Origin of the sequence: Microbacterium sp. SLBN-111 (assembly GCF_049739645.1) — a bacterium.
In the GTDB taxonomy this organism is placed as follows: Bacteria; Actinomycetota; Actinomycetes; order Actinomycetales; family Microbacteriaceae; genus Microbacterium.
The window spans coordinates 3,056,374-3,071,483 of record NZ_JBMGQH010000001.1 but is presented as its reverse complement, the minus strand read 5'-3'; the positions used below and the strand labels follow the sequence as shown (position 1 = coordinate 3,071,483).

General features: G+C 70.8%; 17 protein-coding genes. 4 read left to right on the top strand and 13 right to left on the bottom strand.

What is annotated here, in order from left to right:
- Positions 1-349: 349 nt before the first annotated feature.
- Together RKD05_RS14260 and RKD05_RS14255 are read left to right on the top strand one after the other, a co-directional pair.
- Complete coding sequence (locus tag RKD05_RS14260; protein ID WP_424710940.1) at positions 350-607, top strand: hypothetical protein; 258 nt, start codon at positions 350-352, stop codon at positions 605-607.
- Positions 608-670: 63 nt separating this feature from the next.
- Complete coding sequence (locus RKD05_RS14255; protein WP_424710938.1) at positions 671-1,753, top strand: N-acetyltransferase family protein; 1,083 nt, start codon at positions 671-673, stop codon at positions 1,751-1,753.
- A 100-nt stretch (positions 1,754-1,853) separates the two neighbouring features.
- Here RKD05_RS14255 and RKD05_RS14250 read toward each other — a convergent pair whose 3' ends face one another.
- The 8 genes from RKD05_RS14250 to RKD05_RS14215 all read right to left on the bottom strand — a co-directional run bounded on the left by RKD05_RS14250 (position 1,854) and on the right by RKD05_RS14215 (position 8,592).
- Positions 1,854-2,849 (bottom strand): NAD-dependent epimerase/dehydratase family protein, encoded by a 996-nt coding sequence (locus tag RKD05_RS14250; RefSeq protein ID WP_424710936.1) that lies wholly within the window; start codon positions 2,847-2,849, stop codon positions 1,854-1,856.
- A 33-nt stretch (positions 2,850-2,882) separates the two neighbouring features.
- Positions 2,883-3,326, bottom strand: coding sequence for a MerR family transcriptional regulator (locus RKD05_RS14245; protein ID WP_424710935.1), 444 nt, complete (start codon positions 3,324-3,326; stop codon positions 2,883-2,885).
- A gap of 180 nt (positions 3,327-3,506) precedes the next feature.
- Positions 3,507-4,397 (bottom strand): bifunctional DNA-formamidopyrimidine glycosylase/DNA-(apurinic or apyrimidinic site) lyase, encoded by an 891-nt coding sequence (mutM, locus tag RKD05_RS14240; RefSeq protein WP_424710933.1) that lies wholly within the window; start codon positions 4,395-4,397, stop codon positions 3,507-3,509.
- Positions 4,390-5,070 carry a ribonuclease III gene (rnc, locus tag RKD05_RS14235; protein WP_424710932.1) on the bottom strand — a complete coding sequence of 227 codons (681 nt, stop codon included), beginning with the start codon at positions 5,068-5,070 and terminating at the stop codon, positions 4,390-4,392. Before rnc ends, mutM begins: the two co-directional genes overlap by 8 nt.
- Before the next feature lie 10 nt (positions 5,071-5,080).
- Positions 5,081-5,290, bottom strand: coding sequence for a 50S ribosomal protein L32 (rpmF, locus tag RKD05_RS14230; protein ID WP_013586329.1), 210 nt, complete (start codon positions 5,288-5,290; stop codon positions 5,081-5,083).
- Between the two features lie 2 nt (positions 5,291-5,292).
- On the bottom strand, positions 5,293-5,787 hold the full coding sequence (locus RKD05_RS14225; RefSeq protein WP_424711866.1) for a YceD family protein: 495 nt from the start codon (positions 5,785-5,787) through the stop codon (positions 5,293-5,295).
- Positions 5,788-5,918: 131 nt separating this feature from the next.
- Positions 5,919-6,416, bottom strand: coding sequence for a pantetheine-phosphate adenylyltransferase (gene coaD, locus RKD05_RS14220; protein WP_424710930.1), 498 nt, complete (start codon positions 6,414-6,416; stop codon positions 5,919-5,921).
- A 16-nt stretch (positions 6,417-6,432) separates the two neighbouring features.
- On the bottom strand, positions 6,433-8,592 hold the full coding sequence (locus RKD05_RS14215) for an ATP-dependent DNA helicase RecG (protein ID WP_424710928.1): 2,160 nt from the start codon (positions 8,590-8,592) through the stop codon (positions 6,433-6,435).
- 61 nt (positions 8,593-8,653) lie between these two features.
- On the opposite strand from RKD05_RS14215, the gene rsmD reads away from it, so the two are divergent.
- Complete coding sequence (rsmD, locus tag RKD05_RS14210; RefSeq protein ID WP_424710926.1) at positions 8,654-9,226, top strand: 16S rRNA (guanine(966)-N(2))-methyltransferase RsmD; 573 nt, start codon at positions 8,654-8,656, stop codon at positions 9,224-9,226.
- 69 nt (positions 9,227-9,295) lie between these two features.
- Here the strand turns inward: rsmD and thiL are convergent, their stop codons facing one another.
- Positions 9,296-10,288 carry a thiamine-phosphate kinase gene (thiL, locus tag RKD05_RS14205; RefSeq protein WP_424710925.1) on the bottom strand — a complete coding sequence of 331 codons (993 nt, stop codon included), beginning with the start codon at positions 10,286-10,288 and terminating at the stop codon, positions 9,296-9,298.
- A 25-nt stretch (positions 10,289-10,313) separates the two neighbouring features.
- Between thiL and RKD05_RS14200 the strand changes: the two genes are divergently transcribed.
- Positions 10,314-10,817, top strand: a complete 504-nt coding sequence (locus tag RKD05_RS14200; RefSeq protein WP_022880357.1) for a DUF3515 family protein — start codon at positions 10,314-10,316, stop codon at positions 10,815-10,817.
- A gap of 15 nt (positions 10,818-10,832) precedes the next feature.
- Here the strand turns inward: RKD05_RS14200 and RKD05_RS14195 are convergent, their stop codons facing one another.
- The 4 genes from RKD05_RS14195 to murA are packed head-to-tail and all read right to left on the bottom strand — an operon-like array spanning position 10,833 to position 15,061.
- Positions 10,833-11,918: a D-alanine--D-alanine ligase family protein gene (locus tag RKD05_RS14195; protein WP_424710924.1), complete on the bottom strand. Its 1,086-nt coding sequence runs from the start codon at positions 11,916-11,918 to the stop codon at positions 10,833-10,835.
- Positions 11,818-12,954, bottom strand: a complete 1,137-nt coding sequence (locus tag RKD05_RS14190) for an NAD(P)H-dependent glycerol-3-phosphate dehydrogenase (RefSeq protein ID WP_063257525.1) — start codon at positions 12,952-12,954, stop codon at positions 11,818-11,820. Before RKD05_RS14190 ends, RKD05_RS14195 begins: the two co-directional genes overlap by 101 nt.
- Complete coding sequence (locus tag RKD05_RS14185; RefSeq protein ID WP_063257524.1) at positions 12,944-13,684, bottom strand: lysophospholipid acyltransferase family protein; 741 nt, start codon at positions 13,682-13,684, stop codon at positions 12,944-12,946. Before RKD05_RS14185 ends, RKD05_RS14190 begins: the two co-directional genes overlap by 11 nt.
- A 3-nt stretch (positions 13,685-13,687) precedes the next feature.
- Positions 13,688-15,061 carry a UDP-N-acetylglucosamine 1-carboxyvinyltransferase gene (gene murA, locus RKD05_RS14180; protein ID WP_063257523.1) on the bottom strand — a complete coding sequence of 458 codons (1,374 nt, stop codon included), beginning with the start codon at positions 15,059-15,061 and terminating at the stop codon, positions 13,688-13,690.
- Positions 15,062-15,110: the final 49 nt, after the last annotated feature.

Below are 15,110 nucleotides of genomic sequence, written 5' to 3'. Positions count from 1 at the left end.
CTCTGGAACTTCGCTTGACATCCGCTGAACGACCCCGCTAGCGTCGGGGGTCGCAACCGACTGAGGAAGGAGGTCACTCCCATGATTCGTAACACCATCGGCTTCACCGCCACCGGCTTCACCGCCGTTCCCGTGCTGTCCGCACCCCTGCGCGGAGTGACCACCGTCGTCGGCATGCCTGTTCGTCAGGCGTGACGCCGCCGCGTTGAGACGCTCGCTCGTCTCCGCCCCCGCACCGTCGTCCGACTCCCGGATGCCGTGCGCCCGGGTCGTCTCCGACCCTTCCGCCACCTCTCGCCTTCCCTAGGCCGTGGCCTCTCTGCTCGTCCTTCCTCATCGGAGCCTCCGCATGAACACTTCGCTCACGCGCGCGCCGCAGCACACGGCATCCGCGTTGTCCCTTCCCGTCGTCGAGACCCGCCTCGGTCTCCTCGACCGTCTCTCCCTCCGCCTCGGCCTGTGGCTGCTGACACGTGCGGCAGCGCGCGCCGATCAGCGGGCGCACCGCACGGCCATGGCCGACCTCGCGAACCGCGCCGCTCTCGAGCGTGCGCGACGCGAGGCCCACTGGCAGCGGCAGGCGCTTCTCTCGCGCCCGCCGCTGTGATCCGGCGGGGCCGGTATCCCCGGCCCCGCCACCTTCCCTCTTCCTCCCACCGAAAGTTCTGACATGAGCACCCTTCCGGCCGGCCTCGAGCTGCGCCCCCTGCATATCCCCGCATCCATCGATTCCCCGGATGCCGCCGACTTCCGCGAGATGGCGCGCGTGCGCAACCTCGTCTACCGCGAGATCGCGGGCCACGACGACCACGCCATGCCCGCCGACGAGCTTCTGCCCGTCTACCGTCCGACCGCAGCGCAGATCCGCCTCGTGTGGATCGCGCTCTGGGCCGGCGAGGTCGTGGGCCGCGTCGGACTCGACCTCCCCCAGGAGGACGGTGCGCGCACGGGCTTCTGGCTCATCGAGCTGCGACGCAGCGCGTGGGGTCGTGGCATCGGACGCGCCGCGCACGACCTGATCGAGCGCACCGCGCGGGAGCACGGTCGCACGATCCTGCAGTCCTGGGCCGAGCATCCGGCCACCGACGGTCCGCACCTGGAGGCGCCGACCGGCTTCGGTCAGATCCCCCTCGACCGCGCCGCCCAGTTCTACCTCGACGCCGGGTACACGCTCGAGCAGATCGTGCGGCAGAGTCGGCTCGATCTCGCCGGTGCCGAGCCGCACCTGCGGGCCCTCCTGACGGAGGCCGAGGCTGCGGCATCGGGCTACCGCGTCATCCAGTGGACCCTTCCCACGCCGCCGGAGTTCGTGGACGCCTTCGCGTACATGAAGTCGCGCATGATCACCGACGCCCCGTCGGCCGGCCTGGACCACGACGAGGAGGTGTGGGACGCTGCCCGGGTGGCCGAATGGGAGCGCACCTACTCCGACGCCGACCGACACCTGCTCGTCACGGTCGCGCAGCACGTCGATTCGGGCGAGCTGGCTGCCTTCAACGAACTCGTCGTCGGCAAGGACCGCACGGCCGTCACCCATCAGGAGGACACGCTGGTCGTGGCATCCCATCGGGGACACCGTCTCGGCATGCTCGTGAAGTGCGCCGGCCTCCTCGCCTGGCGCGAGGCCGTTCCGGAGTCGCCTCGCGTGATGACGTACAACGCGGAGGAGAACCGTCCGATGCTCTCGATCAACGAGGCGATCGGGTTCGTCCCCCTGTCCTACGAGGGTGCGTGGCAGAAGGTGCTCGGCTGATCGGATCGCCGAAACGGCATCCGGCTGACATCCCTACCGCGCACCGCGGGGGCTTCGTCAGCCGGATGTCGTCTCTGCAGACATCGGGCGCGAGCGCGGGTCAGCCCCGGCGGATCATCCCGCGCTCGCGCATGTCGTCCAGCGTCTCGAAGATCGTGGTCTCGGCCGGGCGCGGGGTGAAACCGAGCTCCGCCTTCGCGCGCTCGTTGTGGATCACGAGCGGCGGCAGGTCGTCGCCCGGCACCTCCTCGGTCGGCACGGCCGCAGCCAGGTCGCCGAGGTGCCACCGGAGAAGGGATGCCACGCCCAGCCACGAGATCGTCGGCCCGTCGGCGAGCAGGAGGTACCGCTTGCCCGCGGCGTCCGGCGTATCCATGGCAGCGAGGTGCGCCGCAGACACGTCACGCACGTCCGCGATGCCGAACCGCTGCCGCGGGGCGAGCGACATGTGCCCGTCGATCATCCCGAGGAACGCCTGCAGAGACGAACGCGGGTCAGCGGTCAGGGTGGGCCCGGCGATCCACGTCGGGTTGAGCACGACGAGCTCAAGGCCGTTCCCCTCGCGCTCGACGAAGTCCCACGCGGCGCGCTCGGCGACGGTCTTCGACCGCGGGTAGTCCGGCAGCCCGGGAGCGTCCGGGTCTGTCCAGTCGCGCTCGTCGTACTCCCGCACACCCTCGGCGTTCAACGGCTTCGGCGAGTATCCGACGGCCGCGAATGACGAGGTCAGCACGACCCTCGGGATCCCGGCATCACGGGCCGCGCGGAGCACGCGCAGGGCGCCGTCGCGCGCGGGAGCCAGGAGGTTCGCGTCCTCCGTGGCGAGGGTCATCGGGGATGCCAGGTGATAGACGCCCGCGACCCCGGTGACCGCGGCATCCCATCCGTCGTCCTTCGTCAGGGAGGCGACGGTGAGTTCGAGGCCGGTGTCGTCGGCGCCGGCGCGGCGCACGGCCGCGCGGAGAGCCGGCTCCCCCTCGAGAGAGCGGACAACAGCGCGCACGGGCGTGCCGCGCTGGAGGAGGTCGGCGACGACGCGGGTTCCGAGGTATCCGGAGGCCCCGGTGACCAGGACGGTGTCATGAGAAGTGTTCATGACGTGAGTCGAACAAACCTCAAGCGCTGGAAGTCAAGCGCGGATCAGCATCTCGATCTCGGGGTAGATCTCGTGGACGCGCGCCTGCGCCTCCGCTTCCGCGGACGCATCACCGCGGTCGCGTGCATCCCACAGGTCCGCCTTGCGCCGCAGGTAGTCGAGGTGCACGCGCAGCGTCGCCATCTCGATCTCTACGCGCTCCGCGTGCCGGAGCAGGATGTCGCGCTGCTCGGCCGCGGCTTCCCGGCCACGTCGGCGGTTCGCCTGGTACGCGCGCATGTCCTCGATCCCGACACCCATAGCGCGGAGACACGCGAGCACCTGCAGGTCATCGAGGTCGCGCTCGCGATACCGCCGGTGACCGCTGCTCGTGTCGCGCGCGATCGGGCCGATGAGTCCGACGTCCTCGTAGTACCGGAGGGTGGGTTCGCTGAGTCCCGACCGCCGCGCGGCCTGTTGGATGGTGAGCATCGACATGCCGCTAGCTCAGCACACCTCAAGCACTTGAGGTCAAGTGGCGGGCGCTCGAGCCGGGCCGTTTCGCTGAGACTGCATCCTGCTGACATCTCGGTTGCAGCGTGCCGCAGTCTCGTCAGCAGCATGCAGTCTCGCGGACCAGGGTCGGCGCGGGGCCGGGCCGGGCCGGGCCGACAGCGGTCAGCGCAGGCGCTGGCACCTCGGGCAGAAGTGACTCGATCGGTTCATGAAACTCACCCGCACGATCGGGCGCCCGCAGCGCGGGCACGGCTGACCTGTGCGACCGTACGCATTCAGAGAGTGGGCGAAGTACCCCGCCTGGCCGTTCACGTTGACGTACTGCGCGTCGAAGCTGGTGCCGCCCTCGGCGAGAGCCTTCTCCAGCACCGCCCGGACCTCGGCCAGCAGCCGATTCACCGAGCGGGTCGGGAGATCGGATGCCACGGACTCGGGGTGGATGCGCGCGGCCCACAGCGATTCGTCGGCGTAGATGTTGCCGATCCCGCTCGCCACGGTCTGGTCGAGCAGCACGCGCTTGATCCCCGACGACGTGCGGGCGAGGCGCACGCGGAACCGCGCGTCGTCGAACGCCGGATCGAGCGGGTCGCGGGCGATGTGGGCCACCTGCGTCGGGACCCGCGGCAGGGACGAGCCACGGCCACCGGCGGCGGCATCCGGAGTGTCGACGAGCTCGTCGAGCGCGAGCGAACCGAAGGTCCGCTGATCCGCGAACACCACCGACAGCGCACCGTGCACGGGATGCTCGAGCTCGATGCGGATGCGTTCGTGCCGTTCCTCGGGTGCACCGGGCACGCGCAGCAGCATCTGGCCGCTCATACCGAGATGCGTCACGATCGCTTCGTCGTCGCCGAGTGGCATCCACAGGAATTTGCCCCGGCGGACGGCGCCGACGATGCGCCGACCGGTGAGCTCGGCCTCGAAGTGCTCCGGGGTGCCCGAGTGGCGGGTCAGGGCGCGGGCGTCCCGCACATCGACGGACGCGATGAGCGCGCCCGTCACCGCGGGCTCGAGGCCCGCGCGGACGACCTCGACCTCGGGCAACTCAGGCACGGGCGTTGAGCTCGCGCCAGGCGGCGAGGGCGGCGGCCATCTCGGCCTGCTTCTTGCTGGTGCCGGTGCCGTTGGTCGCGACATCACCGACCGTCACGGTCGCGGTGAATCGGCGATCGTGGTCGGGGCCGGTGGCCTCGACGGCGTACACCGGTGCCGCGAGCGACTGGCGCGCGGCGATCTCCTGCAGGCTCGTCTTCGGATCCATCGCCGCGCCGTAGCGGTCGGGATCGTCGAGGAGCGGCTCGACCAGACGCAGCACGAGAGCCGTGGCGGCGTCCGGTCCCGCGGAGAGATACGTCGCGCCGATCACGGCTTCCATCGTGTCGGCGAGGATCGAGTCCTTGTCACGTCCACCGGTGAGGATCTCACCGCGGCCGAGCCGTACGTGGTCACCGAGGCCGATGCCGCGCGCAACCTCGGCGAGGGCGACCGTCGAGACGACGCTGGCACGCCGCTTGGCGAGACTTCCTTCGTCGAGTTCGGGGTGCCCCGTGTACAGGCGCACGGTCACCGCCTGGCCGAGCACCGAGTCGCCGAGGAACTCGAGACGTTCGTTGTGCGGGATGCCGCCGTTCTCGTACGCGAACGAGCGATGGGTCAGCGCAAGAGAAAGAAGCTCGGGGTCGATGTCGACCCCGAGCTTCTCGATGAGCGCAGTATTTCGCGTCACCGGACGTTGATCAGACGTCGGCGACCTTGCGGCCCTTGTACTCGAGGAAGAGCTCGGTGCCCTGCGAGTCGGTGACGACCTTCGCCTGGTGGGGGCGGCTGTAGACGACCTTGCCGTTCTCGATGGTCTTGACCAGCGCGGGGGCTTCGGCCTTCCACTGCGCGCGACGCGAGCGGGTGTTCGAGCGGGAGACCTTCCGCTTCGGGGGGTTACCTGCCATGACTAGCTCTTCTCTGTCTTGGGGGCGGCGCGGAGCGCATCGCCGTCGTCTGGGGTGTACTGCTGGAGCGCCGCCCACCGAGGATCGACGGGTGTCTGCTCCGTGTCGCCGGCGCTCTCCGTCAGCTTCTCACCCGTGATCGGGTCGAGCCCGAGGCAATCCGGCTGACACACCGGCTGGAACGGAAGCGAGAGGACGATGGCATCCCGGACCAGATTTTCAAGATCCACGTGGTCGTCTTGAACTTCGAAGTCGTTCGCTTCCTCCCCAGGATACGCGAAAAGTTCCTGGAACTCGACTTCGACAGGCTCCGTGATGTCGGTGAGGCACCGTCCGCACACTCCGGTGGCCGTCGTGTCGACGGTTCCGGAGACGAGGATGCCCTCGTGGACGGACTCCAGACGCACGTCGATCTCGAGCGGTTCGGCGGCGGCGACGGACACGAGGCCCTCGCCCCACTTCTCGGGCGCGGGGATGTCGAGCTCGTGCTCGCGCATCTCGCCCGGCTTGCGCTCGATGTCGCGCACGGGGAGCTGGAAGGGTCCGGGTCGGTGGGTTCTCACGGTCGTCCATGCTACCCGCGCGCCCCTGGGCGAGGGCCGAGCCGACACGGGCCGGCCCGGGACCGCTACAGCCCGCGCGCGCCGGTGTCGAGGAACCGGGCGACCGCGGTGGGCACGTACGGCGACACATCGCCGCCGAGCGCGGCGACCTGGCGCACCAGCGAGCTGGAGACGAGCGCGTGCGACGGATCGGGCAGCAGGAACACCGTCTCCACGTGCGCAAGGTCGCGGTTCACGATGGCCATCGGCGTCTCGTACGCGACGTCCACCTGCGACCGGATGCCTTTGACGAGCACCTGCGCGCCCACGTCGGTGGCGTAGTCGACGAGGAGTCCCATGCTCCACGCGGCGACGATGACGTCGCCCTCGATACCCTCGTCCTGGATCGACTGCTCGAGCAGCGCCTGACGCTGCGCGATCGGCAGCATCGCCTCTTTGCCCGGGTTGTGGACCACGAGCACGTGCAGCTGGTCGAACAGCCCGGCCGCGCGGCGGATCACATCGAGGTGCCCCCGCGTCGGGGGGTCGAAGGAACCGGGCACGACGGCGATCCGCGGACTCATTCCGCCAGCCTATCGATCACGACTTCGCGAGGGCCGCGCGTTCTTCGACGCCGACACGTCGCTCGAGCGCGGCGGCGAGCCCCGGATGCCGTACGAGCGCGGGATCGTCGGCGAGCACCGTCTCCGCCGCGGCCCGCGCTTGGACGATGAGATCCGCATCGGTCACGACACGCAGGAGCCGGAGCGACGATCGCACGCCCGACTGCGCGCCGCCCAGGACGTCGCCCTCGCCGCGGAGCTCGAGGTCGACCTCGGCGAGCTCGAAGCCATCGAGCGTCCGGGCGACCGCCTCGACGCGCGAGCGCGACGACGTCCCCGGCGCTGCCTCGGTCACGAGCAGGCAGAGACCGGGGAGTCCGCCTCGGCCGACGCGCCCGCGGAGCTGGTGGAGCTGCGAGACGCCGAACCGGTCGGCCTCGAGGATCACCATCGTCGAGGCGTTCGGGACATCGACGCCGACCTCGATCACGGTCGTGGCGACCAGCACGTCGATGTCGCCCCGCGCGAACGCCTGCATCACGGCATCCTTCTCGTCCGCATGCATCTTGCCGTGGAGGATCTCGACGCGGATGTCGGCGAAGGCGGGCAGGGTGTCGAGCAGCGCTCCGACCTGAACGACGCCCCAGCGCGTGCGGGTGTCGGCACCGTCGGACGGCTCGTCGCCGACCTCGTCCTTCGTGAGCTTCTCGGCGTCGATCGCGGCGCACACGACGAACACCTGGTGCGTCTTCGCGACCTCTTCGGCGACACGGTCCCACACCCGCGCGAACCAGCCCGGCTTCTCGGCGAGCGGGGCGACGAAGGTCTGGATGCCCGCGCGCCCGGCCGGCATGGTGCGGATGGTCGACACGTCGAGGTCGCCGAACACCGTCATGGCGACGGTGCGCGGGATCGGCGTCGCCGTGAGTACGAGCGTGTGGGGCGAGTCGCCCTTGGCGCGGAGCGCCTCGCGCTGGTCCACCCCGAAGCGGTGCTGCTCGTCGACGACGACGAAACCGAGGTCGGCGAACGTCGTCGTGGAGCTGAGCAGCGCATGCGTGCCGACGACGATCCGGGCCTGACCGGATGCCACCCGCAGAGCGGCGCGGCGACGCTCGGCGGCCGGCAGCTGACCGGTGAGCAGCGTCGGCATCAGCTCGGGGGCGAGCTGCGGCCCGAGCATCTTCGCGATCGACCGCACGTGCTGCGCCGCGAGCACCTCGGTCGGGGCGATGAGGGCCGACTGTCCACCCGACTCGGCGACCTGCAGCATCGCGCGGAGGGCGACGAGCGTCTTTCCGGAACCGACCTCGCCCTGCACCAGCCGGTTCATGGGCCAGTCGCCCACGAGGTCGGCGGCGATCCGGGCGCCGACGCTCTCCTGGTCGGGGGTGAGCGCGAAGGGCAGGGCCGCGTCGAAGCGTTCGAGGAGGCCGCCGGGCGCGGCGGGGCGCTTCGCCGCCGACAGCGCGCGGACGAACTGCCGCTGCTGCAGCAGCGCGGTCTGCAGGACGAACGCCTCCTGCATCCGCAGCGTCTCGACCGCGGGTGGAATCTCATCGTCGTGCTCCGGACGGTGGATGTGCTCCAGCGCGGTGCGGGCGCCGACGAGGCCGTGCTGCTCGCGCAGGTCGTCGGGGAGCGGATCGTCGATGGCGCCGAGGCCGTCGAGCACGAGGGCGATGGTCTTCTGCACGAGCGGGCTCGGCACCGTGCTCGTTGCGGGGTAGATCGGGATCGGACGCTTCGAGTTGACCTCGGCCTCGGCGCGCGCCTCTTCGAGGTCGTCGAACAGCTCGTAGTCGGGGTGCGTCAGCTGCGTCTGCCGCCGGTACTCCCCCACCTTGCCCGAGAAGATGCCGCGGCGGCCGGGCGTCAGATCCTTGAGGCGCCACGACTGGTTGAAGAACGTGAGCGACATGCGGCCGTCGCCGTCGCTGATGATCACCTCGAGCAGCGACCCGCGGCGGTTCTGCATGCGGCGCTCGGTCGCGCTGACCACCTCGGCGACGATCGTCACGGGCTCGCCGAGCGGCAGGGAGGCGATCGGGGTCAGCTCGCCGCGCTTGGCGTACCGGCGCGGGTAGTGCTCGAGCAGCTCGCCGACGGTCTTCATGCCGAAGGCGCGCTCGAAAGCCGCGGCGGTCTTGCCGCCGACGGCGCCGTCGAGTCGCGACGACAGGGACAGACCGGGCATGCACCGAGTCTAGGCATCCCCTCCGACAGAGGACCGGCCACGCGGTTTGTAGGGTGGGACGGTGACCCGCATCATCTCCGGCCGCGCGGGCGGCACGGTTCTCGACGTCCCCGCCAAGGGCACGCGACCCACCAGCGACCGCGTGCGCGAGTCGCTGTTCGGGGCTCTGGAGTCCGCGGACCTGATCGAGGGTGCGCGCGTTCTGGACCTCTACGCGGGGTCGGGTGCGCTCGGGCTCGAGAGCCTGAGCCGCGGAGCCGTGTCGGCCGACCTCGTCGAGCTGTCCGCGCCCGCGGCGGCCCTCATCCGCAAGAACGCGGAGCGGCTCCGCAGCGCCGGCGTCCGCGGTGCGGCCCGCGTGCACCGGGCGAACGCGACGACGTTCGTCGAGTCGTCGACCACCGCGTGGGACCTCGTGTTCATCGACCCGCCCTACGACGTCGCGGACGACGACATCACCCGCGTCCTCGCCGCCCTGACCCCCCGTCTGAGCCCGGATGCCGCGGTGATCGTCGAGCGCGCGAAGCGCTCCCCCGCTCCGGACTGGGATGCCGCCGGTCTCGAGCCCGACCGCGACCGCACCTACGGCGACACGACCCTGTGGTGGGGCCGCCCGGTCTTCCCCCACGCGTGAGTCGCCAGGATTTGTCGCCTCTGCCGCGCGAGAGGCGACAAATCCTGGCGACTCACGCACCCACGGCGCTCAGCCGCGGCCGGCGTCCCAGTCCCGGTACGGGTCCCAGCCGGAGCGGCCGGTCCAGGGGCGCCCGTCGACCGTGACCGCGACCTCGCCGCGGCGCTCGACCGTGCCGACGCGGCGCCCCGGGCCGACCGCCCCCGCGGGGTACGTCACCAGGAATCCGTGGTCCTCTCCCCCGCCGAGCGACCGCGCGAGGTCGTCCCCCAGCGCGCCCGCGTCGAATGCGATCGTGACTCCGGACGCGTCGGCGAGGCGCTCGGCATCCAGAGCCAGCCCGTCCGAGATGTCCATCATCGCGGTGGCACCGGCGTCCGCCGCCCGCACGGCATCGGTGATCGGCGGTCGCGGCCGCAGCTGCCGGTCCAGGCCCTCCGCGTCTTCTGCGTCGAGGGCAGCGCGCGCCTCGGCAGTCACCGGGATCGGCGCTCCGGCCGCGTCGACGAAGCGGGTGAAGAGCACATCGAGTCCACGACCCGCCACGCCCAGCTCGCCGATCACGTGCACGGCATCCCCCGGTCGCGCGCCGGAACGGCGCACCGGATCGCGCCCGTCCAGGGTGCCGAGCGCCGTCACCGCGATCGTCAGCGTGTCCGAGACGGTGAGGTCGCCGCCCTCCACCGCGCAGCCCGGGGCGAGCTCGGCGCACGCCTGCGCGAGGCCGTCGGCGAGCCCGCGGACGAACGACAGCGGCGTGTCGTCCGGCATCGCGAGTGCGACCAGCAGCGCGATCGGTCGCGCGCCCATCGCCGCGACGTCGGCGAGGTTTACCGCGGCCGACTTGTAGCCGAGGTCCACCGCGGACGACCACGCCAGCCGGAAGTCCGGGCCGTGCACGAGCGTGTCCGTGGTCGCGACGACGCGTCCGTCCGGCACGGCGAGCACCGCGGCGTCATCCCCCGGCCCGACCGGAGCGGTCGAGGCGGGAAGGCGGTCCAGGATGCCACGGAGCACCTGTCCCTCGGACAGCTCCCCCACGGTGGTCTCGGCGTCGGTCACCCTCCCACGCTATTAGCCTGGAGGGGTGCCCCGCTCCCGTCGTTCCCTCGCGCTGATCGCCACCCTCGCTCTTCTCCCGGGGCTCGCCGCGTGCACGACGACCGTCTCGATGCAGCCGGCGAAGGATGCCAACGACCCGGCGTGCGCGCAGATCATCGCGCGGCTGCCGAAGTCGATCTCCGGTCAGGAGCGGCGGTGGACCGACGCGCAGGCGACCGGCGCGTGGGGCGATCCCGCCAGCATCCTGCTGACGTGCGGGCTCGAGGCCCCCGGGCCGTCGACGCTCCCCTGCCGCCCGTTCGACGGCGTGGACTGGCTGGTCGACGAGTCACAGGCCGATCAGAACCGCTACACGCTGACGACGTTCGGCCGCACACCCGCGGTACAGGTCTACCTCGACTACGCCGAGGCGAGCAGCGCCGACATCGCGTCGGCCCTCGCGCCGCTCATCCGCGACTACCTGCCCGCGACCGGCCAGGTGTGCACCTCGCCCGACGACGCGACCCCCGCGCCGAGCGCGACCCCCTGAGCGGATCGCCGCGCGTCAGGCGCGGTCGAGCGCGGCGTCGAGCAGGTCGCTGATCAGCTCGGGATACGACAGCCCGGACGCGATCCAGCACGTCGGGAACATCGAGATCGGCGTGAACCCGGGCATCGTGTTGACCTCGTTCACGTAGAACTCGGTGCCCGTGTAGAAGAAGTCGACGCGCGCGAGACCCTCGCCGCCGAGCGCCTCGAACGCCTGGGCGGCGATCCGCTGCATCTCGGCGAGCTCGCCGTCGCGCAGGTCGGCGGGACACACGAGGTCGACGCCGGGAGCGTTCATGTACTTCGCCTCGAAGTCGTAGAACTCGCGGCCCGTCACCACGATCTCGCCGGCGACGCTCACCCGCACCGGACCACCGTCGCGGCCGGGCAGCACACCGACCTCCAACTCACGGCCCACGACCGCCTGCTCCACCAGGACGAGACGGTCCTCGGCGAAGGCCGTGTCGAGGGCGGCATCCAGGTCCTCCCAGCGCGAGACCTTCGTCACGCCGACGCTGGAACCGGCCTCGTTCGGCTTGACGAACACGGGGAGGTCGAGGGACCGGATGCGCCGCTCCCACAGGTCGCGGTTGCGCGCGAGGTCGGCCCGGGTCACCGCGACCCACGGCACCACCGGCACCCCCGCCGAACGCAGGACGCGCTTCGTGACGTTCTTGTTCATGCCGATCGCCGACATGAGCACCCCGCCGCCGGCGTACGGGATGCCGAGGAGCTCGAGGAGCCCCTGGATCGTGCCGTCCTCACCGAAACGGCCGTGCAGGATCGGGAGCACGACGTCGATGTCGCCGAGCGACCGTTCGCCGTCGGCATCCGTCACGGTCCATTCGCGCGTCAGCACCGAATCGGGCAGGCGCACGCGGGTGCCGTTGTCGCGCACCTCGGGAAGAGCTTCGGGGCGAAGCGCGAACTTGTCGGGGTCGTCGTCTTCGAGCACGAAGGCGCCGTCGCGAGTGATCCCGACGGGGATCACCCGGAAGCGGTCACGATCGATCGCCCGCAGCACCCCGCCCGCCGTGGCGGAACTGATCGAATGCTCGCTGGAGCGCCCGCCGAAGAGCACCGCCACCGCCGGTTTGGTCATTCTGCGTCCTCTCGCCCTGCGGCTGGTCGTCGTCGGTCGTGAGATGGGGCGCGATGTCGCGCGGATTCATGGTGCCGTCGAGCACCATCTTCACCTGTCGCACGATCGGCATGTCGACGCCGACCTCGCGCGCGAGCTGCAGGACGGGGGCGACGGATGCCAGTCCCTCCGCGGTCTGCTGCATCTGCTTCACGACATCCTGGTAGCTGTAGCCCTGCCCGAGCAGGCGTCCGGCCGTGTTGTTGCGGCTGAGCGGCGACTGGCACGTGGCGATGAGGTCGCCGAGTCCCGCGAGACCCTGCAGGGTTTCGGGCTGGGCGCCCTGCGCGACCGCGAAGTCCGTCATCTCCACCAGACCGCGCGTGATGATCGAGGCCTTCGTGTTCTCGCCGTAGCCGACGCCGTCCACGATGCCGATCGCGACGGCGATGAGGTTCTTCAGCACACCGCCGAACTCGGTGCCGATGACGTCGGTGTTCACGAACGACCGGAAGTAGCGATTCCGCGCGCGCCGGGCGACGGCCTCGGCGGTCTCGGGGCTCAGCGAGCTGATGACCGCGGCCGTCGGCTGCTCCCGCGCGATCTCGAGGGCGAGATTCGGACCGGATGCCACGGCGATGCGCGCGGGATCGCACAGAAGGACCTGCTCGATGACCTGGCTCATCCGCAGCCCGGACGACTTCTCGACGCCCTTCATGAGGGACACGATCGGTGCGTCCGTGCGGTCGACCAGCGGCTTCACGGCGGCGAGGTTCTCGCGCAGCGCCTGGCTGGGGATCGACAGGTACACCTGCTGGGCGCCGTCGAGCGCCTCGGCGAGACTCGTCGTCGCGGTCATCGTGCGCGGCAGGTTGATCCCGGAGAGGTAGCGGCTGTTGCGCTTGGACTCGGTGATTTCGGCGGCGAGCTCGGGGCGGCGCGCCCACATCACGACGGAGGCACCGCCGTCGGCGAGGATCTTGCCGAACGTCGTCCCCCAGCTGCCCGCGCCGATGACAGCGACCTTGGGCCCGGCGGTCTCGGTCTTACGACTCAAGGCGGCCCGTCTCGTTCTGCCCGTGCTGCGACGGGTTCCACCGCTCCGCGGGCGCCGGCGCACCGCGCAGGCCCGACAGCATCTCGGCGATCCGCGCCATGAGGGCGTCGGTCGCGCGCGTCAGCGTGGCCGGTTGCGTCGCCGTGGCGCGGAATTCGGACAGGTCCAGCGCCGGCCCGAACTCGACGATGACGTGCGAGCGACGGGGGAAGCGCAGCTTGCCGTACCGGGGCAGGATCTGCTGAACACCCCACTGCGCCATGGGGATGAGCGGCAGGCCGCCGCCGAGCGCGAGCCGCACGGCACCGGTCTTGCCGCGCATCGGCCACAGGTCGGGATCGCGAGTCAGCGTGCCCTCGGGGTACACGATGACACCGCGCCCGTCGCGCGCGATGTCCTGCGCGGCGGTGATGGACTGGTTGGCGCTCGCGGACGTCCGCGGCACGGGCACCATTCCGGTCGCGCGGAGCGCCGCTCCGAGGACGGGGACCTTGAACAGGCTCTCCTTCGCCATGAACCGCGGGGCGCGGCCGACGCGCCACACCGCGACGGCGACGATGAGCGGGTCGAACTCGGAGTTGTGGTTCGGCGCGAGCACGTAGGCGCCCTCGCGCGGGAGGTTCTCCACGCCCCGCAACTCGATGCGGGCGAAGAGCCCCACGAGCGGGACGACGACCACGGCGAGGGGCCAGAAGGCGCTCGGCCGGCTCTTCTCCGGGGTGGCCGCCACGGCTCAGCCCACGACGTCGAAGTCGGCGTCGAGAGCGGTCAGCTTCTCGAGGAACTTCTCGTACCCGCGACGGATGATGCCGATGTTGCGCACCGTCGACTCGCCCTCGGCCGCCAGCGCGGCGATGACGTAGCTGTAGCCGCCGCGCAGGTCGGGCACCTCGACATCGGCACCGTGCAGGGGCGTCGGGCCGTTGATGACGGCGGCCTGCTCGAGGTCGCGGCGCGGCACGCGGCGGTCGGGGCTCGCGATGCCCTTGGGGTGCACGACGATGTCGGCACCCATCTTGTTGAGCGCCTGCGTGAATCCGAGGCGGTTCTCGTACACGGTCTCGTGCACGGTGGACGTGCCGTGCGCCTGGGTCAGCGCGACGATGAGCGGCTGCTGCCAGTCGGTCATGAAGCCGGGGTGGACGTCCGTCTCGACCATCACGGGCTTGAGATCGCCGCCGCGGCGGAACAGGATGCCGTCCTCCCGGACGTCGAACCAGCCGCCGGCCTTGCGGAAGACGTTGAGGAACGTCAGCATGTCCTGCTGGCGGGCGCCCTGGGCGAAGATCTCGCCGTCGGTGGCCAGAGCGGCGCACGCCCACGACGCCGCCTCGTTCCGGTCGAAGATCGCGCGGTGGTCGTAGCCCACGAGACGGTCGACGCCCTCGATGAAGATCACCCGGTTGGGCTCGTACGAGATGATCGCGCCCATCTTCTGCAGGACGGCGATGAGGTCCATGATCTCGGGCTCGATCGCGGCGTTCCGCAGCTCCGTGACGCCCTTCGCGCGGACGGCGGTGAGGAGCACCTGCTCGGTCGCCCCGACGCTCGGGTACGGCAGCGTGATGTTCGCTCCGTGCAGGCCGTTCGGGGCCGTGATGCGGATGCCCTCGTAGCTCTTGTCGACCACCGCACCGAACGCACGGAGCGCGTCCATGTGGAAGTTGATCGGACGGTCGCCGATGCGGCATCCACCTAGGTCGGGGATCAGCGCCTCGCCGAGCAGGTGCAGCAGCGGGCCGCAGAACAAGATCGGGATGCGGGACGCGCCCGCGTGCGCGTCGATCTCCTCGAAGTGCGCGGCGACCGCGCCCGAGGGGTCGAGGTGGAGAGTCCCCTCCTCGTCGCCCTCGGTCACGGTGACGCCGTGCACCTCGAGGAGCGAACGGACGACCTTGACGTCGCTGATGTTCGGGACGTCGCGCAGCGTGCTCGTGGTGTCGCCCAGAAGCGCCGCCACCATCGCCTTCGTGACGAGGTTCTTCGCCCCCTTGACCTCGACCGTTCCGCGGAGAGGTCGTCCGCCGCGGATCACCAGGGTCTCGGCCGCTTCCCAGTCCGGCTTCACGATCGAGTGCTCTCCGGAGTTGGTGACGAGTGTGCTCATAGGGGGGTAGACCTCACTTCGTGGACGAGGGGCGGCGGAACGGCCCGAT

What these genes read in the sequence shown, in the direction of transcription:
- RKD05_RS14260 (WP_424710940.1), top strand. Translation starts at nt 350, where the DNA reads ATGAACACTTCGCTCACGCGCGCGCCGCAGCACACGGCATCCGCGTTG.
- RKD05_RS14255 (WP_424710938.1), top strand. Translation starts at nt 671, where the DNA reads ATGAGCACCCTTCCGGCCGGCCTCGAGCTGCGCCCCCTGCATATCCCC.
- RKD05_RS14250 (WP_424710936.1), bottom strand. Translation starts at nt 2,849, where the DNA reads ATGAACACTTCTCATGACACCGTCCTGGTCACCGGGGCCTCCGGATAC.
- RKD05_RS14245 (WP_424710935.1), bottom strand. Translation starts at nt 3,326, where the DNA reads ATGTCGATGCTCACCATCCAACAGGCCGCGCGGCGGTCGGGACTCAGC.
- rpmF (WP_013586329.1), bottom strand. Translation starts at nt 5,290, where the DNA reads ATGGCAGGTAACCCCCCGAAGCGGAAGGTCTCCCGCTCGAACACCCGC.
- RKD05_RS14225 (WP_424711866.1), bottom strand. Translation starts at nt 5,787, where the DNA reads ATGCGCGAGCACGAGCTCGACATCCCCGCGCCCGAGAAGTGGGGCGAG.
- coaD (WP_424710930.1), bottom strand. Translation starts at nt 6,416, where the DNA reads ATGAGTCCGCGGATCGCCGTCGTGCCCGGTTCCTTCGACCCCCCGACG.
- RKD05_RS14215 (WP_424710928.1), bottom strand. Translation starts at nt 8,592, where the DNA reads ATGCCCGGTCTGTCCCTGTCGTCGCGACTCGACGGCGCCGTCGGCGGC.
- RKD05_RS14195 (WP_424710924.1), bottom strand. Translation starts at nt 11,918, where the DNA reads ATGACCAAACCGGCGGTGGCGGTGCTCTTCGGCGGGCGCTCCAGCGAG.
- murA (WP_063257523.1), bottom strand. Translation starts at nt 15,061, where the DNA reads ATGAGCACACTCGTCACCAACTCCGGAGAGCACTCGATCGTGAAGCCG.